The sequence below is a fragment of the Streptomyces rapamycinicus NRRL 5491 genome (genome assembly GCF_024298965.1).
Taxonomy (GTDB): Bacteria; Actinomycetota; Actinomycetes; order Streptomycetales; family Streptomycetaceae; genus Streptomyces; species Streptomyces rapamycinicus.
Map to the genome: position 1 here is coordinate 3777560 of NZ_CP085193.1, position 18617 is coordinate 3796176.

General features: G+C 72.8%; 20 protein-coding genes. 6 read left to right on the forward strand and 14 right to left on the reverse strand.

The window, feature by feature from the left end; all coding sequences use genetic code 11:
• Window positions 1–10: 10 nt before the first annotated feature.
• The 3 genes from LIV37_RS52060 to LIV37_RS15225 all read left to right on the forward strand — a co-directional run bounded on the left by LIV37_RS52060 (window position 11) and on the right by LIV37_RS15225 (window position 1138).
• Window positions 11–100, forward strand: coding sequence for a putative leader peptide (locus LIV37_RS52060; RefSeq protein WP_309471148.1), 90 nt, complete (start codon window positions 11–13; stop codon window positions 98–100).
• A 61-nt stretch (window positions 101–161) separates the two neighbouring features.
• Complete coding sequence (locus tag LIV37_RS15220; protein WP_373920622.1) at window positions 162–737, forward strand: cupin domain-containing protein; 576 nt, start codon at window positions 162–164, stop codon at window positions 735–737.
• Between the two features lie 5 nt (window positions 738–742).
• On the forward strand, window positions 743–1138 hold the full coding sequence (locus tag LIV37_RS15225; RefSeq protein ID WP_121826025.1) for a rhodanese-like domain-containing protein: 396 nt from the start codon (window positions 743–745) through the stop codon (window positions 1136–1138).
• Between the two features lie 58 nt (window positions 1139–1196).
• Here LIV37_RS15225 and recX read toward each other — a convergent pair whose 3' ends face one another.
• From recX to LIV37_RS15245, 4 genes are all read right to left on the reverse strand, one after another.
• Window positions 1197–1808 (reverse strand): recombination regulator RecX, encoded by a 612-nt coding sequence (recX, locus tag LIV37_RS15230; protein WP_121825444.1) that lies wholly within the window; start codon window positions 1806–1808, stop codon window positions 1197–1199.
• Window positions 1809–1811: 3 nt separating this feature from the next.
• A complete protein-coding gene (gene recA, locus LIV37_RS15235) occupies window positions 1812–2951 on the reverse strand; it encodes a recombinase RecA (protein ID WP_020868023.1) in 1140 nt (379 codons plus the stop codon).
• A 136-nt stretch (window positions 2952–3087) separates the two neighbouring features.
• Window positions 3088–4293 carry an AI-2E family transporter gene (locus LIV37_RS15240; RefSeq protein WP_020868024.1) on the reverse strand — a complete coding sequence of 402 codons (1206 nt, stop codon included), beginning with the start codon at window positions 4291–4293 and terminating at the stop codon, window positions 3088–3090.
• Between the two features lie 78 nt (window positions 4294–4371).
• Window positions 4372–4566: a DUF3046 domain-containing protein gene (locus tag LIV37_RS15245; protein ID WP_020868025.1), complete on the reverse strand. Its 195-nt coding sequence runs from the start codon at window positions 4564–4566 to the stop codon at window positions 4372–4374.
• 78 nt (window positions 4567–4644) lie between these two features.
• Between LIV37_RS15245 and LIV37_RS15250 the strand changes: the two genes are divergently transcribed.
• A complete protein-coding gene (locus LIV37_RS15250; RefSeq protein ID WP_121825443.1) occupies window positions 4645–5640 on the forward strand; it encodes a hypothetical protein in 996 nt (331 codons plus the stop codon).
• Between the two features lie 19 nt (window positions 5641–5659).
• Here the strand turns inward: LIV37_RS15250 and LIV37_RS15255 are convergent, their stop codons facing one another.
• Genes LIV37_RS15255 through LIV37_RS15265 form a run of 3 tightly spaced genes read right to left on the reverse strand, consistent with a single transcriptional unit; the run spans window position 5660 to window position 7552 of the window.
• Window positions 5660–5962: an AzlD domain-containing protein gene (locus LIV37_RS15255; protein ID WP_020868027.1), complete on the reverse strand. Its 303-nt coding sequence runs from the start codon at window positions 5960–5962 to the stop codon at window positions 5660–5662.
• The gene (locus LIV37_RS15260) at window positions 5959–6699 is read right to left on the reverse strand and encodes an AzlC family ABC transporter permease (RefSeq protein WP_121825442.1); all 741 of its coding nucleotides are present in this window, start codon (window positions 6697–6699) and stop codon (window positions 5959–5961) included. The genes LIV37_RS15255 and LIV37_RS15260 overlap by 4 nt, the downstream gene beginning before the upstream one ends.
• Window position 6700: 1 nt before the next feature.
• Window positions 6701–7552 (reverse strand): AraC family transcriptional regulator, encoded by an 852-nt coding sequence (locus LIV37_RS15265; RefSeq protein ID WP_020868029.1) that lies wholly within the window; start codon window positions 7550–7552, stop codon window positions 6701–6703.
• Between the two features lie 81 nt (window positions 7553–7633).
• Between LIV37_RS15265 and LIV37_RS15270 the strand changes: the two genes are divergently transcribed.
• Both LIV37_RS15270 and LIV37_RS15275 read left to right on the forward strand, forming a co-directional pair.
• Window positions 7634–12298 carry an ATP-dependent helicase gene (locus LIV37_RS15270; protein ID WP_020868030.1) on the forward strand — a complete coding sequence of 1555 codons (4665 nt, stop codon included), beginning with the start codon at window positions 7634–7636 and terminating at the stop codon, window positions 12296–12298.
• 145 nt (window positions 12299–12443) lie between these two features.
• Window positions 12444–13250 (forward strand): Fpg/Nei family DNA glycosylase, encoded by an 807-nt coding sequence (locus LIV37_RS15275; protein ID WP_121826024.1) that lies wholly within the window; start codon window positions 12444–12446, stop codon window positions 13248–13250.
• On the opposite strand, the gene LIV37_RS15280 is transcribed toward LIV37_RS15275, so the two are convergent.
• The 7 genes from LIV37_RS15280 to LIV37_RS15310 all read right to left on the reverse strand — a co-directional run bounded on the left by LIV37_RS15280 (window position 13184) and on the right by LIV37_RS15310 (window position 18547).
• The gene (locus LIV37_RS15280; RefSeq protein ID WP_121825441.1) at window positions 13184–13486 is read right to left on the reverse strand and encodes a hypothetical protein; all 303 of its coding nucleotides are present in this window, start codon (window positions 13484–13486) and stop codon (window positions 13184–13186) included. The two genes, LIV37_RS15275 and LIV37_RS15280, sit on opposite strands and share 67 nt — an antisense overlap.
• 400 nt (window positions 13487–13886) lie before the next feature.
• On the reverse strand, window positions 13887–14369 hold the full coding sequence (locus LIV37_RS15285) for a Dps family protein (RefSeq protein WP_020868032.1): 483 nt from the start codon (window positions 14367–14369) through the stop codon (window positions 13887–13889).
• Window positions 14370–14513: 144 nt separating this feature from the next.
• Window positions 14514–14900: a helix-turn-helix domain-containing protein gene (locus LIV37_RS15290; RefSeq protein WP_020868033.1), complete on the reverse strand. Its 387-nt coding sequence runs from the start codon at window positions 14898–14900 to the stop codon at window positions 14514–14516.
• A 109-nt stretch (window positions 14901–15009) separates the two neighbouring features.
• Window positions 15010–15528 carry a CinA family protein gene (locus LIV37_RS15295; protein WP_020868034.1) on the reverse strand — a complete coding sequence of 173 codons (519 nt, stop codon included), beginning with the start codon at window positions 15526–15528 and terminating at the stop codon, window positions 15010–15012.
• Window positions 15525–16160, reverse strand: a complete 636-nt coding sequence (gene pgsA, locus LIV37_RS15300) for a CDP-diacylglycerol--glycerol-3-phosphate 3-phosphatidyltransferase (RefSeq protein WP_020868035.1) — start codon at window positions 16158–16160, stop codon at window positions 15525–15527. The genes LIV37_RS15295 and pgsA overlap by 4 nt, the downstream gene beginning before the upstream one ends.
• Entirely contained in the window at window positions 16157–17653 is a 1497-nt protein-coding gene (gene rimO / locus LIV37_RS15305; protein WP_121825440.1) for a 30S ribosomal protein S12 methylthiotransferase RimO, read from the reverse strand. Before rimO ends, pgsA begins: the two co-directional genes overlap by 4 nt.
• A 63-nt stretch (window positions 17654–17716) precedes the next feature.
• Window positions 17717–18547 carry a helix-turn-helix domain-containing protein gene (locus LIV37_RS15310; RefSeq protein ID WP_020868037.1) on the reverse strand — a complete coding sequence of 277 codons (831 nt, stop codon included), beginning with the start codon at window positions 18545–18547 and terminating at the stop codon, window positions 17717–17719.
• Window positions 18548–18617 lie beyond the last annotated feature (70 nt).

Here is an 18617-nt window from a genome sequence, read left to right on the forward strand (position 1 = left end):
ACTTCGCAGCGTGACTGACACCTGCTTGCCTCGCTTCTGGCGGAGGGTCCATCTGGACCTGGTCCGCTACGCGGGCTGTGTCTGTCGTCCGTCCTGTTGATCCGCCTCTTTCCCGCGCGGCGCGGCCGTGCCCCTTTCGCGATCATTCAGGACGGTTCTCTGTGCCCGATGTACGCACTTCCCCCTCCAGTCCCGTGCGCCCCTCCGCGGGCCTCGTCACGGACCCCGCATCCGACCCCGTCGCCCCGCCCAGCGCCGCGGAACTGCTCGACTTCGCCCGCCGGACCGCCGCCGACGCCGAGCTCGTCGCCTCGCTTCCGCTCGATCCGGAGGGCCGCACCTGGCTGCGCCTCGACGGGCCGGGCGGCAGCGAAGCCTGGCTGATCGGCTGGCCTCCGGGCACCGGTACGGGCTGGCACGACCACGGCGGCTCCCATGGTGCCTTCGTCTCGGCGGCGGGTGAGCTCAACGAGCAGTCGCTCACCGCGCGTCTGCCCACCGAGGGCTGGAAGACCCTGGAGCTGGCCGACGGTGTGGACCGCGAGCGGCGGCTGCCCGCCGGGCAGGGCCGGGCCTTCGGACCACATCATGTGCATGAGGTGATCAACCCGTCCGACACCGAGCATGCGGTGTCGGTGCACGCCTACTATCCGCCGCTGCCGCTCATGCGGCGCTACAGCCGCACCGGTCAGACGCTGCGGCTGGAGCAGGTCGAGCGGCCCGAGGAGTGGGGATGAACGCGATGGGCACGACCAACACGACCAAGCGGAGCGTGGACGAGCTGCTGGCCGAGGCCCGCGAGGAGCTCGACCGGCTGGAGCCCCTCGACGCCGCCGCGGCGCAGGTCGAGGGCGCACTGCTGGTGGACATCCGGTACGCGGCGCTGCGGGAGCGCGACGGCACCATCCCGGGGGCGCTGATCGTCGAGCGGAACGAGCTGGAGTGGCGGCTCGACCCGCAGTGCGACCATCGGCTGCCCGAGGCCACCCACCACGATCTGCGGGTCGTGGTGGTGTGCAACGAGGGCTACGCGTCCAGCTTCGCCGCGGTCTCGCTGCGCCGGCTGGGGCTGGCGCGGGCGACCGATCTGACCGGCGGCTTCCAGGCGTGGCGCGCGGCGGGCCTTCCGGTCGGCTAACACCCCGCGTCTCGGGTGCCGGACGGGCCTTGAGCTCTCGGAGGTCGGCCGCCGAGGCTCAGAGATCCGGGAGGTGATACTCCAGCAGCTCCGGGTCCTCCCCCTCCTCCTCCAGCGCGCGCCGCACCACCCGCAGCGCCAGCCCCTCGGAGTAGCCCTTGCGGGCCAGCATCCCGGCGAGACGGCGTATCCGCTTCTCCCGGTCCAGGCCACGGGTGGCCCTCAGCTTGCGCTCGACCAGCTCGCGCGCGGTCTGCTCCTCCTGGTCGGCGTCGAGCTGTCCCACCGCGTCGTCGATCAGGGTGGAGTCCACGCCCTTGGTGCGCAGCTCCCGGGCGAGCGCCCGCCGGGCGAGCCCTCGGCCGTGGTGCCGGGACTCCACCCACGCCTCCGCGAACGCCGCGTCGTCGATCAGACCGACGTCCTCGAACCGGGACAGCACCTCCTGCGCCGCGTCATCGGGGATGCCCCGGGTGCGCAGCGCGTCCGCGAGCTGCTTACGAGTGCGCGGGGTCCCGGTGAGCAAGCGCAGGCAGATTGCCCGCGCCTGCTCCTCCGGGCCCGGCGGCGGCCCCTGCTCGGCCCTCGACAAGGAGGGGACGCCGCTGTCCGGACGGTCCGGGCGCTCCGGACGGCCTGGGCCGTCCGGCCATTCGGTCCGCCGTGTCATGGATCAGCTCTTGGCCGCGGCGGTCTTGGCCGCCTTCGCCCCGGACTTGGCCGCCGGTGCGGCCACGGCCTTCGTCGGTGCGGCGGCGGCCACACCCGCGGCACCCGCCGCGTCCGCGGTGGGCTCCGCGGCGGCCGGGTCCTGGGGCTTCACTCCGATGCCGAGCTTTTCCTTGATCTTCTTCTCGATCTCATTGGCGAGATCGGGGTTGTCCTTCAGGAAGTTGCGGGCGTTCTCCTTGCCCTGGCCGAGCTGGTCGCCCTCGTAGGTGTACCAGGCACCGGACTTGCGGACGAAGCCGTGCTCGACGCCCATGTCGATCAGACCGCCCTCGCGGCTGATGCCCTGGCCGTAGAGGATGTCGAACTCGGCCTGCTTGAAGGGCGGCGCGACCTTGTTCTTGACGACCTTGCAGCGGGTGCGGTTACCGACCGCGTCGGTGCCGTCCTTGAGGGTCTCGATGCGACGGATGTCGATGCGGACCGAGGCATAGAACTTCAACGCCCGGCCGCCGGTCGTCGTCTCCGGAGAGCCGAACATGACGCCGATCTTCTCGCGCAGCTGGTTGATGAAGATCGCGGTGGTCTTGGACTGGTTCAGCGCGCTGGTGATCTTGCGGAGCGCCTGGCTCATCAGCCGGGCCTGGAGACCGACGTGGGAGTCGCCCATCTCACCCTCGATCTCCGCGCGCGGCACCAGGGCGGCGACGGAGTCGATGACGATGAGGTCGAGAGCGCCGGAGCGGACCAGCATGTCCACGATCTCGAGCGCCTGCTCGCCGTTGTCCGGCTGGGACAGGATCAGCGAGTCGGTGTCCACGCCGAGCTTCTGCGCGTAGTCCGGGTCGAGGGCGTGCTCCGCGTCCACGAAGGCGACCGTGCCACCCGCCCGCTGGGCGTTGGCCACCGCGTGCAGGGTCAGGGTCGTCTTGCCCGAGGACTCCGGGCCGTAGACCTCCACCACGCGGCCGCGTGGCAGGCCGCCCACGCCGAGGGCGACGTCGAGAGCGGTCGACCCGGTGGGGATGACCTCAATCGGGTCGTTCGGCCGGTCGCCCATGCGCATCACGGCGCCCTTGCCGAATTGCCGTTCAATCTGTGCGAGCGCGGCGTCGAGCGCCTTCTCGCGGTCGGTTCCTGCCATGGGTCCCACCCGGTTTGCTTGAGTCGATCGCTTCACGTCCATGACGCTAGCGCCTGCCACTGACAAGCGGCCCTGACGTCCTCGGCCTGTGGATAACTGCCGGGGCCTCCATGAGAATGGATGTTCGATTTTTGTGTCAACCACGCCGCGCCAGCGCGGCGCGCATCCGCGCGAGGGCCGAGACTCCGCGCCGCCGCGTGCGCCCGTGCACCCGCGGATCGTCGGTCACGTCGTAGCGCTTGATGTACGCGCCGAGGAACGCCTGCAGCGTCGCGGTCGCCGGAATCGCGATCAGCGCGCCCACCGCGCCCAGCAGCGCGGTGCCCGCTATCACCGATCCGAAGGACACGGCCGGGTGGATGTCCACCGTCCTGGCGGTGATCCTCGGCTGGAGCAGATAGTTCTCGAACTGCTGGTAGATCACGACGAAGATCAGGACCCACAGCGCGTACCAGGGCTCGATGGTGAACGCGATCAGCATCGGCAGGGCCCCGGCCAGGTAGGTGCCGATGGTCGGGATGAACTGCGAGATCAGCCCCACCCAGACGGCGAGCGCCGGGGCGTAGGGCACGCCCAGGGCCTCCAGCAGGATGTAGTGGGCGACACCGGAGATCAGGGCCATCAGCCCGCGGGAGTAGATGTAGCCGCCGGTCTTGGCGACCGCGATCTCCCAGGCGCGCAACACCTCGACCTGCCGGGTCGGCGGCAGCACCGAGCACAGGGCGCGGCGCAGCCGGGGGCCGTCGGCGGCGAAGTAGAAGGCGAACAGCGTGACCGTCAGCGTCTTGAACAACCCGCCGAGCACCTGTGCGGAGACGTCCAGCACATTGTCGGCGCTGTTCTTGACGTAGCTCTGGAGCCAGTCGGAGTGCAGCAGGCTGTCCTGGATCTCCAGACGCGACAGATGCGTATGGAACGTGTCGTTGATCCAGCTGACCACGTCATCGAGGTACTTCGGGAAGTCCTGGACCATGGTGATGATCTGGTCGGCGAGCATCGAGCCGAGCAGGGTGAAGAACCCCGCGGCGCCGACGAGGATGGCGAGAAAGACCAGCCCGGTGGCCAGCCCCCGGCGCATGCCCCGGGCGGCCATCCGGTCCACGGCCGGTTCGATCGCGAGCGCCAGGAAGAACGCGATCAGGATGTTCAGCAGCAGTCCGGTCAGCTGGTCGAAGGCCCAGGTCGCAAGGCGGTAACAGGCCACCAGCGCGAGTGCGAGGACCATGGCGCGCGGCAGCCAGCGCGGCATGCGCGCGGCGGGTTGCGGGGATTCCGAGGAGGCCCGAGCGGCGCTCGGGTTGTCGTCGGCGTCGGAGGAGAGGGTCTCTTCGGTCGGGGCCACGGAGCAAGTGTGGCGTACACCGGTCGAAGAAATCCGGCCACCCCGGGAAGCGATACGCCCGGAGCGCCCGGGGACCGCTCAGCGCCTGCTCTCGGGGATCTCCATCGCGGCGCAGACCCCGCGCCAGACGTCCTTGGCCTCCCAGCCGTCCCTCAGCGCCTCGTGCACCGTCCGGCCGCCGAGTTGCGACATCACATGATCGCGCGCAAAGGAGTCGGCGTACGCCTCGCCGAAGTGATTCGCCATTCGCTGCCAGAAGTCCGTCAACCGCATGCGCCCAGTATCGCGCTCCCGGGGTGCACCGGTGCGTGAGCCCCCTACCGACGGTGCCTTCCGGCCTACGGTCTGTCCATGGATCGATCCGCAAGTCTCCCCTCCTCGCCGTCGTCGTCCCCCTTGCCCACGCCCGGGCCCGCCGAGCCGGCCCGGCCGGCCGGATCCTCGGCGCTCGCCCGCGCCGAGCGGTTCGTCTGGCTGTCCGCCCGGGTGCTGGAGCAGCGCAGATTCGCGTACCACTTCCTGGGCGACGGCGCCGAGGCGGTCGAGACCGCGCTGACCGCGTACCTGGGGACCGACGGGGGCTACGGCCATGCGCTGGATCCGGATCTGCGCGGCCCGGTGAGCCAGCCGCCGCACGCCGTGCACGCCTTACGGGTGCTCGACGGGATCGGGCGGTGCGGCGGGCAGCGGGTGGAGCGCCTGTGCCGCTATCTGACGTCCGTGTCCACCCCGGACGGCGCGCTGCCCGTCTGCCACCCTTCGCCGCACGGCTATCCGGCGGCCCCCTGGGTCCCGTCGGCGGACGATCCGCGCGGTGATCTGCTGACCACCGGGCCGGTGGTGGGGCTGCTGCACCGCAACGAGGTGTGGCATGCGTGGCTCTTCCGGGCCACGGACTTCTGCTGGGCGGCGGTCACCGCCCTGGGGGAGGGCGGCGCGGCGGTGCGTCCGTACGAGGTCGCCGCCGCCGTCGCCTTCCTCGACGGGGTGCCGGACCGGGCCCGCGCCGAGGCGGTGGCCGAGCGGCTCGGCCGCCGGGTGCGGGAGGAGCGGCTGATCGTGCCGCCCCCGGCCGCCGAGCCCGCCGAGGACCGCCCCCTGGCGCCGGGGTCCTGTGAGCCCCTCCAGGTGCACGACATCGCCCGTACGCCCGGCTCGCCGGCGCGCCGGTGGTTCACCGACGCCGAGGTGGAGCGGTCCCTGGACGCTCTCGTGGCCGCACAGCAGGAGGACGGGGGCTGGCCGCCGCACCGGCGTGCCTGGACGCCGGGGGCCACGCTGGAGTGGCGGTCGGTGGCGACCATCGAGGCGCTGCTGACGCTGCGGGCCTACGGGCGGCGGATCTGAGCGCGGGCGTCCGGAGCGGTCACAGGGCCCGGACGCCGGCCGTGACGGCGACGGCCACGGCGACCACCACCAGGAAGGGGGCGCGGAGCACCAGCGCGAGCGCCGCCGCTCCCAGCCCGGCCGCCCGCGCGTCCAGGAGGAGGTGCCGGCCGTCGCTGAAGGTCTGCTGGGCGGTGAGCGCGGCCAGCAGGGCCACGGGCAGCAGTGCGGCCAGACGCCTGACGAGCGGGCGCTCCAGGACTCCGGCGGGCACCGAGAGACCCAGCAGCTTGACCAGGTAGCAGCCCGCCGCGGTGACGCCGATGGCGATCCAGGTGGTCATCGGCGCTCACCCGGCTCCGCGCCGCGTGCCATGCGCCCGTGCACCGTAAGGACGACGGGAGCGGCGAGCGCCGCCACCAGGACCGGGACCCCGGCGGGCAGGACCGGCTGGCACAGCAGCACCAGCAGGACGCCGAGACCGGCCACGGCCCGTTCGACGGTGCCGCTGAGCATGGGGGCCAGCAGGGCGAGGAAGACGGCGGGCCCGGCGGCGTCCAGGCCCCAGGCGTCGGTGTCGCCGAGCGCGGACGCCCCCAGGGCGCCGATCAGCGTGGTGAGGTTCCACAGGACGTACAGGGTCAGCCCGGTGACGGTGAAGCCGATGCGCGCGGTGCGCCGGTCGGGCTGGGCGAGGGCGACGGCCGAGGTCTCGTCGATGACCCATTGGGCCGCCAGGGGGCGCACCGCGCGCGGCAGTCCGAGGAGTCCGGACAGCCGCAGCCCGTAGAAGGCGTTGCGCACTCCTAGGAAGAACGCCCCGGCGGCGGCGGTGAACGGATTGCCGCCCGCCGCCAGCGCGCCCACGAGGGCGAACTGTGACGCCCCGGTGAAGACCAGCAGGCTGAGCGCGCAGGTCTGCAGCAGGCCGAGCCCGGCGCCCGCCGACGTCACCCCGAAGGCGAAGCCGGAGAGCCCGACCGCGACACCGACGCCCAGGGCGTCGCGGACGACGGCCGAGTCCGCCGGGGGCTCGGCGGGGTCGGTTCGTATCTCTATCTGTTCTGACACAGCGCGCACGTTAGAAGGGCACTTCGGCTCCGGTCTTGTACGTTCTTGCGCGCTCGCGCCGGTAGGCGCCCGGTGGCACCCCCACGATCCGGGTGAAGTGACGGTTCAGGTGGGACTGGTCGGTGAAACCGACGGCGACGGCCGCCTCGGCGGGCGCGCTCCCGGCGTCCAGCAGCCGCCGGGCCCGGCGGACCCGCGCGTCGGTGAGCCAGGTGTGCGGCGGCATCCCGTAGACCGCGCGGAAGGCACGCAGGAGGGCGAAGGGACCGGTGCCCAGCTCGGCCGCCAGCCGCTCCAGGGACGGCGGGTCCGCAATCCGCTCCTGGAGGATCGCGCGGGCGCGCGCCGCCGTCCGGGCTCCCGCGGTGCGCGCCGTGCGCTCGGGGAGCGGGCCGCCGTGGTCGCGCAGCAGCCGGGCCAGCGCGACGCGCAGCAGGCTGTCGGCGGCGAGCGCGTTGCCCTCCTCGGCGGCCCGGTGCACCGCGGTGACCAGCCGCGCCCCCTGGGGATCGTCGACGGTGGGGATCCGGAACCCGGCCGTGCCCCGGAGCGTGGTCGTCTCGGCGGCGATGCCGGCGACCAGGTCCGCGGCCGGGTACAGCACGCTGTACGCCCACCCCTCGGGCGCCCCCGCCCGTCCGGTGTGCGGCACCTCCGGGTTGATGAGCGCGAGCCCGCCGGGCCCGGTGCGCTCGATGGCGCCGCGGTGGTGGAACTCCTCGACGCCCTCGGTGATCGCGGCGATCACGAAGGTCTCGTGGGTGTGCCAGACGAAGGTCTTGTGGATGTAGCGGGCACGCAGCAGATCGACGCCCGGAAGCTGGGGGTACCGCCAGTGCCGCGCGCTCTCCCGGTTGGCCATGGCACCATTGTGCGCCCCGCCCGGGCCCCCTCTGACCTGCGGCTCCGTCCATTGTCAGTGGTGCGGTGCACGATGGAGGGCATGGCAGGCTCGGCGCTCGACGGATTCTCCCCGGCCACCCGCGGATGGTTCACGGGTGCCTTCACCGCGCCCACGCCCGCGCAGGAGGGCGCGTGGCGGGCGATCGGCGCGGGCTCGGACGTCCTGGTCGTCGCCCCCACCGGCTCGGGCAAGACCCTGGCCGCCTTTCTGGCGGCCCTGGACAGGCTGGCCGGTGAGCCGCCGCCCGCCGAGACGAAGAAGCGCTGCCGGGTGCTCTATGTCTCCCCGCTGAAGGCCCTGGCGGTGGACGTCGAGCGCAATCTGCGCAGCCCGCTGACCGGTATCCGCCAGGAGGCGGTGCGGCTGGGCATGCCCGAGCCGGAGATCCGGGTGGGCACCCGCTCGGGCGACACCCCGGCCGCCGAGCGCCGCGCTCTGGCCACCCGCCCGCCGGACATCCTCATCACCACCCCCGAATCGCTGTTCCTGATGCTCACCTCCGCCACCAGGGAGGCGCTGCGCGGGGTGGAGACCGTGATCCTGGACGAGGTCCACGCCGTCGCGGGCACGAAGCGGGGCGCCCATCTCGCGCTGTCCCTGGAGCGCCTGGACGAGCTGCTCGAGCGCCCCGCCCGGCGCATCGGCCTGTCCGCGACCGTACGGCCGGTGGACGAGGTGGCGCGGTTCCTGTCGCCGCGGCGCAAGGTGGAGATCGTCCAGCCCCCGTCGGGCAAGGAGTTCGACCTGTCGGTGGTCGTGCCCGTGGAGGACCTGGGCGAGCTGGGCGGCGCCCCCGCCCAGGAGGGCGAGGCGGGCGAGCGGCCGTCGATCTGGCCCCATGTCGAGGAGCGGATCACCGATCTGGTCCAGGCCCACCGCTCCACCATCGTCTTCGCCAACTCCCGCCGGCTGGCCGAGCGGCTGTGCAACCGGCTGAACGAGATCGCCTACGAGCGGGCCACCGGTGAGGCCCTGCCCGAGGACCACTCCCCCGCCGAGGTGATGGCCGAGGCCGGTGCGGCCCGTGGCGCGCCCGCGCTGCTGGCCCGCGCGCACCACGGCTCGGTGTCCAAGGAGCAGCGGGCACTGGTCGAGGAGGACCTCAAGGCGGGCCGGCTGCCCGCCGTCGTCGCCACCTCCAGCCTCGAGCTCGGCATCGACATGGGCGCCGTCGACCTGGTCGTCCAGGTCGAGTCGCCGCCCTCGGTGGCCTCCGGGCTGCAGCGGGTGGGCCGGGCCGGCCACCAGGTGGGCGCGGTCTCCACCGGCGTCGTCTTCCCCAAGTACCGCGGCGACCTGGTGCAGGCCGCGGTGGTCACCGAGCGGATGCGCGAGGGCGCCATCGAGTCGCTGCGGGTGCCCGCCAACCCGCTGGACGTGCTCGCCCAGCAGCTGATCGCCATGACCGCCATGGACACCTGGGACGTGGACGAGCTGCTGGCCCTGATCCGCCGCGCCGCGCCGTTCGCCTCGCTCCCGGAGTCGGCGTACACCTCGGTCCTCGACATGCTCGCCGGCCGCTACCCCTCCGACGCCTTCGCGGAGCTGCGGCCGCGCCTGGTGTGGGACCGCGTCGCCCATACGGTCACCGGCCGCCCGGGGGCGCAGCGGCTCGCGGTGACCTCCGGCGGCACCATCCCCGACCGCGGGCTCTTCGGCGTCTTCCTGGCGGGCGCCGACCCCAAGAAGGGCGGCGGCAGGGTCGGGGAGCTCGACGAGGAGATGGTCTACGAGTCGCGAGTGGGCGATGTGTTCACCCTGGGCACCACCTCATGGCGGATCGAGGACATCACCCGCGACCGGGTCCTGGTCTCTCCCGCCCCCGGCGTCCCCGGTCGGCTGCCCTTCTGGAAGGGCGACCAGCTCGGCCGCCCCCTGGAGCTGGGCCGCGCCCTGGGCGCGTTCCTGCGCGAGGTGGGCGCGCTGCGGCCGGAGGACGCCCGTCTGCGGCTGCTGGCCGCCGGTCTGGACGCCTGGGCCGCCGAGAACGTCATCGGGTATCTGGACGAGCAGCGCCGCGCCTGCGGGCATGTGCCGGACGACCGCACGATCGTGGTGGAGCGGTTCCGCGACGAGCTGGGCGACTGGCGCGTGGTGGTCCACTCCCCCTTCGGCGCGCAGGTCCACGCCCCCTGGGCGCTCGCCCTGGGCTCCCGCCTCTCCGAGCGGTACGGCATCGACGCCCAGGTCATGCACGCCGACGACGGCATCGTGCTGCGGCTGCCCGACGCCGATCTCATGGGCCTCGACCTCCTCGACGCGGACCCGATGCGCCAGGGCGTGGAGTACGACACCGAGCAGTCCCCGGTGGGCGCCGCCGATGTCGCGTTCGACAAGGGCGAGATCAACCAGATCGTCACCGACCAGGTCGGCGGTTCCGCGCTGTTCGCCTCGCGGTTCCGCGAATGCGCCGCCCGCGCCCTGCTGCTGCCCCGCCGCGACCCCGGCAAGCGCACCCCGCTGTGGCAGCAGCGCCAGCGCGCCGCGCAGCTCCTCCAGGTGGCGAGCGAGTTCGGTTCCTTCCCGATCGTCCTCGAAGCGGTCCGCGAATGTCTCCAGGACGTCTTCGACGTCCCCGGCCTCACCGAGCTGATGGGCGACATCGAGGCCCGCCGGGTCCGGCTGGTGGAGGTGACCACCCCCGAGCCGTCCCCCTTCGCCCGCTCGCTGCTCTTCGGCTATGTGGCGCAGTTCCTCTACGAGGGCGACTCCCCGCTCGCCGAGCGCCGCGCCGCCGCGCTCTCCCTGGACTCGCGGCTGCTGGCCGAGCTCCTGGGCCAGGCCGAGCTGCGCGAGCTGCTCGACGCCGACGTCCTGGCCGAGCTGGAGCAGGAGCTCCAATGGCTCACCGAGGACCGCCGGATCAAGGACGCCGAGGGCGTCGCCGACGCCCTGCGGGTGCTCGGCCCGCTCACCGCCGCCGAGCTGGCCGGGCGCGGTGCCGAGCCCGGGTGGGCCGAGGACCTGGCCGGGGCCCGGCGTGCCATCCGCGTCCGGATCGCGGGCGAGGATTACTGGGCCGCGGTGGAGGACGCCGGGCGGCTGCGGGACGCGCTCGGCACGGCTCTGCCGGTGGGCGTCCCCGAGGCGTTCACCGAGCCGGTCAAGGACCCCCTCGGCGATCTCCTGGCCCGCTACGCCCGCACCCACGGCCCGTTCACCTCCGCCCAGGCCGCCGCCCGCTTCGGCCTCGGCGCGGCCGTCACCGAGGGCGCCCTGCACCGGCTCGCCGCGAGCGGCCGCGTCGTCCAGGGTGAATTTCACCCGTCGGGGCTCGGCCAGGAGTGGTGCGACGCGGCGGTGCTGCGCCGGCTGCGGCGCCGTTCGCTGGCCTCGCTGCGACATGAGCTGGAACCCGTGCCGCCCTCTGCGCTCGCCGCCTTCCTCCCGCAGTGGCAGCATCTGGGCACCCACAGCCTGCGCGGTATCGACGGGCTGGTGCGCGCGGTCGAGCAGCTCCAGGGCGCGCCCGTCCCCGCCTCCGCCCTGGAGAAGCTGGTCCTGCCGTCCCGGGTGAGCGACTACACCCCCACGATGCTCGACGAGCTCAGCACCTCCGGGGAGGTCGTCTGGGCCGGTGCGGGAGCGCTGCCGGGCAAGGACGGCTGGGTCACCCTGCACCTGGCCGACACCGCCCCGCTGCTGCTGCACACCCCGCACCCGCTCGAAGCGGGCCCGCTCCACCAGGCCGTCCTCGACTCCCTGGCAGGGGGGTACGGGCTGTTCTTCCGCCAGATCGCCGAGCAGGCCCGCGCCGCCGGCCACGAGTTCCTGGATCCCGAGCTCGCCGAGGCCCTGTGGGACCTGGTCTGGGCGGGCCGGGTCACCGGTGACACCCTCGCCCCGCTGCGTTCCCTGCTGGGCTCGGGCCGTACGGCGGGCTCCACCGCCCACCGCGCCAAGCGCACGGTCCCCCGGGGGCGCTATGGCGGCCTTACCGGCCGCACCGGCCGGCCCACGGCGTCGCGCAACGGGCCGCCCACGGTCGCCGGACGATGGTCCCTGCTGCCGGAGCGCGAACCCGAGCCCACCCACCGCGCCCATGCCCTGGCGCGCACCCTGCTCGACCGGCACGGCGTGGTCACCCGCGGGGCGGTCGCCGCCGAGGGGGTCGAGGGCGGCTTCTCCGCCGCCTACCGCGTGCTGTCCGCGTTCGAGGAGTCCGGCCAGGCGCGCCGCGGCTATGTGATCGAGGGGCTCGGCGCCGCCCAGTTCGCGATGGACGGCGCGGTGGACCGGCTGCGCGCGGTCAGCACGGCCCGCGACCGCGCGGCGGCCCCCGCCTTCGACGGACAGCGCGGGCAGTCCCGGCGTGCCTTCGTGCTCGCCTCGGCCGACCCCGCCAACGCCTACGGCGCCGCTCTCCCCTGGCCCGACCCGCCCGCGGACGCGGGCCACCGGCCGGGCCGTAAGGCGGGAGCGATGGTGGTGCTCGTCGACGGGGAGCTGACGCTCTACATGGAGCGGGGCGGCAAGACCCTGCTCGCCTGGCCCTCGGGCGAGGCCGAGGCCGCCTCCCCGGAGGACGACGCCAGGCTGTGGACGGCGGTGGAGGCACTGGCCGGGTCCGCCCGCGCGGGTGCGCTCGGCTCGGTCACCGTCGAGCGCGTCAACGGCGCCCAGGCGCTCTCGTCCCCGATCGGCAAGCTCCTGGAATCGGCGGGCTTCCATCCGACCCCACGGGGTCTCCGCCTGCGCCCTTGATCAACACCCGCCGTCCGCACCTCTGATCGACAGCCGCCATCCGCGCCCCTGAACAACGGCCTCCACCCGCTGAACAATGACCTCCGCCCGCGCCCCTGATCACCTGGTGCTCCGCCTGCCCTCGCCCACCGGCATCATGGATGGCATGCCCGAAGGAGACACCGTCTGGCAGACCGCGCAGCGCCTGCACCAGGCCCTCGCGGGGTCCCCGCTCATCCGCGGCGACCTGCGCGTCCCCCGTCTGGCGACCGCCGACCTCACCGGCCGCCAAGTCTTCGAGGTCGTCCCGCGCGGCAAGCATCTGCTGACCCGTCTCGAGGGCGGGCTGACCCTCCACTCCCATCTGCGGATGGACGGCTCCTGGCAGGTGTACGGGCCGGACGAACGCTGGCGCGGCGGCCCGCACCACCAGATCCGGGCCATCCTCGCCAACGCCGCCCACACCGCCGTCGGCTACCGCCTGCCCGTCCTGGAACTGCTCCGCACCGGCGACGAGAACCGTGTCGTCGGCCATCTGGGCCCCGATCTCCTCGGCCCCGACTGGGACCCGGACGAGGCGCTGCGCCGACTGCTCGCCGCTCCCTCCCGGCCCCTGGGCGAAGCGCTGCTCGACCAGCGGAACCTTGCCGGGATCGGCAATGTCTACAAATCCGAGCTGTGCTTCCTGCTGCGCGTGTCACCCTGGCTGCCGATCGGCGAGATGCCCTCCCCCGAGCGCCTGGTGGCCCACGCCAAGAAGCTCCTGGAGGCCAACAGGAACCGGCGTGCCCGGGTCACCACGGCCGAGTCGCGCCGCGACCGCCGGCTGTGGGTGTACGGGCGCCCGGGGCGGCCCTGTCTGCGCTGCGGTACGCCGGTGCGCGCGGCCGACCAGGGGGACGCGGGTCAGGAGCGTTCGACCTTCTGGTGCCCGAGCTGCCAGGCGGGGCCGCAGGGGCCTGTGCCGTCCTGACGCGGAGGGCCTCCCCGGCGGCGGGTGCCGCCCCTTCTGGGCGAGGGACCGCAGTGCACCGGCAACAGGCTCAGCCCCCAGCCGCCGACCGCTAACGCCCCCTCCACCGGCCCGGCCTCCCCCGGCTGCACCGCCAGCCGTAGCACGGACCACCACCAGACGCCGCCCAGAGCGAGCGCGAGCACCCATCGGACCGGCCTGAGGCCCTGGGTGTCGGCCCCTCCGACGGCTGCCATGACTGCCTCCTTCGGCGACGCTGAGCGCTCCGCGGGAAGTGGCGCGAGGTGCGGTCGTTCATCCGCGGCTGCGTCGTGGCTGGTCGCGCGGTTCCCCGCGCCCCTTCGGAGCGCAACCGAACCGCACCGGACTTCAGTGAGGCCGCTTAGACGCCTGTTCGCACACGGCGGGAGGGCGCACAGGAGGCACGTCGGCGCGTGTCGGACACTCGTGCTCCCTCCAGTTTGCCCAGCCGGTCGATACGGCGCACCCAGAGCGGGCCACCGGGCCGGAACGAGACGCCGTCGGCCTCGCCCGGGCCCGGCCCGACCCGGCGCCTGGCCGTCTCAGCGTCGCCCGGCCTGGCCCGGCGTCCGCCTCAGCCGCACCGGCCACCGTTCCAGCCGTACCGGCCGGGTTCTAGCCCCGCTGGCCGCCGTTCTCGGCCTGGAACATCCAGTGGTGCTTCTCCAGGTCACGAGTGAGCTCGATGAGAATGTCCTGGGTCACCGGGTCCGGCTCGTCGGTCGCCCTGATGCGCTCCCGCATCCGCCCGATCACCGCTCCGAGGGCGTCCACGAGCGTCCGGACGGCCTGCGCGTCATCGGTCCAGCCGTCCTTGACCGTGTCGACACCGCTGGTCGCGGCGACCGTCTGGGCCCGTCCGTCCGGTGGCACGCCGAGCGCGGAGGCCCGCTCCGCCACAGTGTCGGCATACTCCCTGGTCGACGCCACGACCTCGTCGAGCTGCAGATGAACCGTGCGGAATCGCGGGCCCACGACGGTCCAGTGGATCTGCTTGCCCACCAGGTGGAGGTCGACGAGATCGACGAGGGCGCCTTGCAGCGCGTCGGCGACGATCTTGAGGTGCTCCTCCGGCAGCGGGCTCTTCACCACAGACATCCACTTCCTCCTTTTCGACCGTTTGGCCCCTCTTGATTGCCTCTCTTCCTCTGGGGTGACCCGAATCCGGCCGGACAAACATCGAGGCCCCGACCGGTATGGCTACCGGTCGGGGCCTCGGAGAGCTGGCTTCTGGGGGCCTTCTCAGGCCGCCACCACGTCCACGGCTTCCTTGGGCGTCTTGATGGTCACCCGCTCCTCCGGAACGCCCGTCACGGACGTCACAGACACGGGGTTGAGCACGGGCCGCATGGGCGCGGGCACCTTCTCGGTGGTGGACGCGGCCGACTCGGCCAGTTCGGCGAGCGACAGCTCGTCGCTGACCTCGCGCATGACCTGCGACATCCGTACCTCCAGGGCGTCGCAGATGGCTGACAGCAGTTCGGATGAGGCTTCCTTCTGGCCGCGCTCGACCTCTGACAGATAGCCGAGCGACACCCGGGCGGAGGAGGAAACCTCGCGCAGAGTACGGCCCTGGCGCTGGCGCTGCCGGCGCAGCACGTCACCCAGCAGGCGACGGAGCAGAATCATCGCTGGCTCCCTCCTCGGACCTCGGATCCGGATCCTTCACGCCCCACCGTACCGCCTCGGGCTGCGCCCGTGCGGGGAGCGATGTCGTGTTCACTCAGGGCTGCAAACATCAAATCTCGTCGTGTTGTTCCGTATCCTTTGCCCCCGCCGTCGCGATCAATTCGCTGAACAGCAGCTTGACGGCGGCATGGACGGTCTGGCCGCGGATTCCGGCGCGGTCTCCTTCGAGCCTCAGCGCCGCCGCGGCCACCGTGTCCGAGGGCCCCGCGACGGCCACATGAACGGTGCCCACGGGCTGGCCGTCCTGCGGTGTGGGACCCGCCACACCGGTGGTGGCCACGCCCCAGTCCGCGCCGAGCGCACGCCGTACGCCCCGGGCCATCTGCCGGGCCACCTCGGCGTCGACCGCGCCGCGCTCGGCCAGCAGGGCCCGGTCCACGCCCAGCACCTCGTGCTTGAGGTCGGTGGCGTACGCCGTCACCGAGCCCCGGAAGGAGCGGGAGGCGCCGTCCACCGAGGTCAGCTCGGCGGCCACCAGACCGCCGGTGAGCGATTCGGCGGCGGCCAGGGTCTGCCCGCGCCGCTCCAGCAGCGCCAGCACATCGGCCGCCGTCCCGCCGTCGCTCACTGCGTGGCCTCCTCCGTCGTCCGGCCCGCCCGGCGCAGCACGATCGCCTGCCGGACGTAGTCGAGGCCGGTGACCACGGTCAGGACGACGGCCACGGCCATCATCCAGAACCGCAGCGAGGCCAGCGGTCCGGTCAGCGCCAGGATGTACATCCCGACGGCGGTGCCCTGCGCGAGCGTCTTCATCTTTCCGCCCCGGCTGGCCGGGATGACCCCGATCCGGATCACCCAGAACCGCATCAGTGTGATTCCGATCTCACGGAAGAGGATCACTCCCGTCACCCACCAGGGGAGGTCGGACAGGGCCGACAGACAGATCAGCGCCGCGCCCATGATCGCCTTGTCAGCGATCGGATCGGCGATCTTCCCGAAGTCGGTGACCAGGTTGTACCGGCGGGCCAGATGACCGTCGAAGAGATCGGTGATCATGGCGATGGCGAACGCCGCCCACGCGAAGGAACGCCACGCCGGGTCGTACCCGCCATTGTGCAGCATCAACAACACAAACCCGGGCACCAGCAGCAGCCGCACCATGGTGAGGATGTTGGCGATGTTCCACAAACCGGCGGGCCTGACCGTGGCGGCGGCCGGCCGGCGGTGACCTCCCGCGGCGGAGGCCGGGACACCCGTCATCTGCCCGCCTCTCCGGTGGACGCGCCGCCGTCCTGCCGCTCCAGCGGCTCAAGCGGCTCCGCGACGAGGTCCACTCCCTCCGTCGCGATCACCTTCGCTTCGACCATACGGCCCACCTCCGGCTCCCCGTCGGTGCGCAGCAGCGTCTGGCCGTCGGTTTCCGGCGCCTGGTGGGCGCCACGGCCCAGGACCGCCCCGGTGTCGTCGATCTCCTCCACCAGGACCTCCACGACCTCGCCGAGCCGCTCCTCCGCCCGCTGGGCGGTCAGCTCCTCCGCGAGCCGCGAGACGCGCTCCAGGCGCTCCGCGACCACCTCCGGGTCGACCTTGTCCTCGTAACCGGCGGCCTCGGTGCCGTCCTCGTCCGAGTACCCGAAGACGCCGATCGCGTCCAGCCGCGCCGCACTGAGGAAACGCTCCAGCTCGGCCAGGTCCTCCTCGGTCTCGCCGGGGAAGCCGACGATGAAGTTGGACCGGGCGCCGGCCTGCGGCGCCTTGCCTCTGATCGTCTCCAGCAGCTCCAGGAACCGGTCGGTGTCGCCGAAGCGGCGCATGGCGCGCAGCACCCCGGGCGCCGAGTGCTGGAAGGACAGATCGAAGTACGGCGCGACCTTCTCGGTCGAGGTGAGCACGTCGATCAGCCCGGGACGCATCTCGGCGGGCTGGAGGTAGCTGACCCGGATCCGCTCGATGCCGTCCACCGCGGCCAGCTCCGGCAGCAGCGTCTCCAGCAGCCGGATGTCCCCGAGGTCCTTGCCGTACGAGGTGTTGTTCTCCGAGACCAGCATGATCTCCTTCACCCCCTGCTCGGCCAGCCAGCGGGTCTCGCCCAGCACATCGGAGGGGCGGCGGGAGATGAAGGAGCCCCGGAAGGACGGGATGGCGCAGAACGAGCACCGCCGGTCGCAGCCGGAGGCCAGCTTCACCGAGGCGACCGGGCTGCTGTCCAGTCTGCGCCGCAGCGGGGCCCGCGGCCCGGAGGCCGGGGCCACCCCCTCGGGCAGATCCTCGGGCGCGGTGTCCTGGGCGTGGCCGGGGAGCGCCACCGAGGTGGCGTCCTGCCGCTCGGCGGGGCTGATCGGCAGCAGCTTGCGGCGGTCGCGCGGAGTGTGGGAGGCGTGGATGCCGCCGGAGAGGATGGTCTGGAGGCGGTCGGAGATATCGCCGTAGTCGTCGAAGCCGAGCACCCCGTCGGCCTCGGGCAGCGCCTCGGCGAGCTCCTTGCCGTACCGCTCGGCCATGCAGCCGACGGCCACCACGGCCTGGGTGCGGCCGTGGTCCTTCAGATCGTTCGCCTCCAGCAGGGCGTCGACCGAGTCCTTCTTGGCGGCTTCGACGAAGCCGCAGGTGTTGACGACGGCGACGTCCGCGTCGGCGGCTTCCTCGACGAGCTCCCAGCCGTCCGCCGCCAAGCGGCCTGCGAGCTCCTCCGAGTCCACCTCGTTACGGGCGCAGCCAAGAGTGACAAGGGCGACGGTGCGGCGTTCGGGCATGCGCTCAGACTACGTTGTCCCCACGACAGCCCCCGCTGCCAGGGCTGCCGATCTTCGCGCGGGTCAGCCCGCCTCGGGGTCTCCCTTGGTGTAGCTGAGCCGCTGGACGGCCCCGCTGGTGCCCACGTTCTTCACTTCCTTGCCGTTCACGAACAGCTTGATCGCCCCGGCGTTGCCCAGCACCAGGTCGATGCGCCTGCTGTCGCTGAAGGTCTTGGAGTCGCCCTCGCGCAGCACACCCTCCTGGATCAGCCGGCCGTTGTGGTCCTGGGCGGAGATCCAGCTCTGGCCGCCCTCGGCGGTCAGCTTGACGGTGACCTTGTCCGCCGGGACGCCCGCGATGGCGCTGTCGGACGGGTCGGGCTTGTGCGGCGTGGCGGGCTTGGAGGGGGCGGCGGTGTTGGTGGGCGCGGAGGCGCTGGGCTTGGGCGCGGCGGTGTCCTCGGCGACGCTCGAGCCGTCGCCGTTGCCGCCCCGGAACAGGGTGAAGCCCACGAATCCGACGACGGCGACGATCGCCGCGACCATCGCGGCCGTCCAGTTGGGGCGCCGGGGCTCGGGGCGGATCCGCTCGGCCTCGAACAGCGGCGCCGGCGCGGTCGGCGCGGGCCGGCCGCCGTGCTCGGCGTCGAACTGCGCGATCAAGGACTCCGGATCGAGGCCCACGGCGCGGGCGAGCACCCGGATGTGCCCCCGTGCGTAGACATCGCCGCCGCAGCGCGAGAAATCGTCCTGCTCGATGCCCCGCACGATGGGGGTGCGCACCCGGGTAGAGGAACTGACCTCGTCGACGGTCAGCCCAGCGGAGATACGGGCCTGCTGGAGGGCGCGACCGATGGAAGGCCGGTCGTCTTCGGGGGAGTTGCCGTCTTCGGGAAGGTTGCCGATGGACACGGGGGCGCCTTTCGAGCGTGAGCCACCTGCTGGAGGTTCAGTCTAGGGGTGGGGCGAAAGGGTCGGGCAA

Coding starts and splice junctions, on each gene's coding strand:
- LIV37_RS15225 (WP_121826025.1), top strand. CDS start 743: ATGGGCACGACCAACACGACCAAGCGGAGCGTGGACGAGCTGCTGGCC.
- recX (WP_121825444.1), bottom strand. CDS start 1,808: ATGACACGGCGGACCGAATGGCCGGACGGCCCAGGCCGTCCGGAGCGC.
- recA (WP_020868023.1), bottom strand. CDS start 2,951: ATGGCAGGAACCGACCGCGAGAAGGCGCTCGACGCCGCGCTCGCACAG.
- LIV37_RS15245 (WP_020868025.1), bottom strand. CDS start 4,566: ATGCGGTTGACGGACTTCTGGCAGCGAATGGCGAATCACTTCGGCGAG.
- LIV37_RS15250 (WP_121825443.1), top strand. CDS start 4,645: ATGGATCGATCCGCAAGTCTCCCCTCCTCGCCGTCGTCGTCCCCCTTG.
- LIV37_RS15255 (WP_020868027.1), bottom strand. CDS start 5,962: ATGACCACCTGGATCGCCATCGGCGTCACCGCGGCGGGCTGCTACCTG.
- LIV37_RS15265 (WP_020868029.1), bottom strand. CDS start 7,552: ATGGCCAACCGGGAGAGCGCGCGGCACTGGCGGTACCCCCAGCTTCCG.
- LIV37_RS15270 (WP_020868030.1), top strand. CDS start 7,634: ATGGCAGGCTCGGCGCTCGACGGATTCTCCCCGGCCACCCGCGGATGG.
- LIV37_RS15275 (WP_121826024.1), top strand. CDS start 12,444: ATGCCCGAAGGAGACACCGTCTGGCAGACCGCGCAGCGCCTGCACCAG.
- LIV37_RS15280 (WP_121825441.1), bottom strand. CDS start 13,486: ATGGCAGCCGTCGGAGGGGCCGACACCCAGGGCCTCAGGCCGGTCCGA.
- LIV37_RS15285 (WP_020868032.1), bottom strand. CDS start 14,369: ATGTCTGTGGTGAAGAGCCCGCTGCCGGAGGAGCACCTCAAGATCGTC.
- LIV37_RS15290 (WP_020868033.1), bottom strand. CDS start 14,900: ATGATTCTGCTCCGTCGCCTGCTGGGTGACGTGCTGCGCCGGCAGCGC.
- pgsA (WP_020868035.1), bottom strand. CDS start 16,160: ATGACGGGTGTCCCGGCCTCCGCCGCGGGAGGTCACCGCCGGCCGGCC.
- rimO (WP_121825440.1), bottom strand. CDS start 17,653: ATGCCCGAACGCCGCACCGTCGCCCTTGTCACTCTTGGCTGCGCCCGT.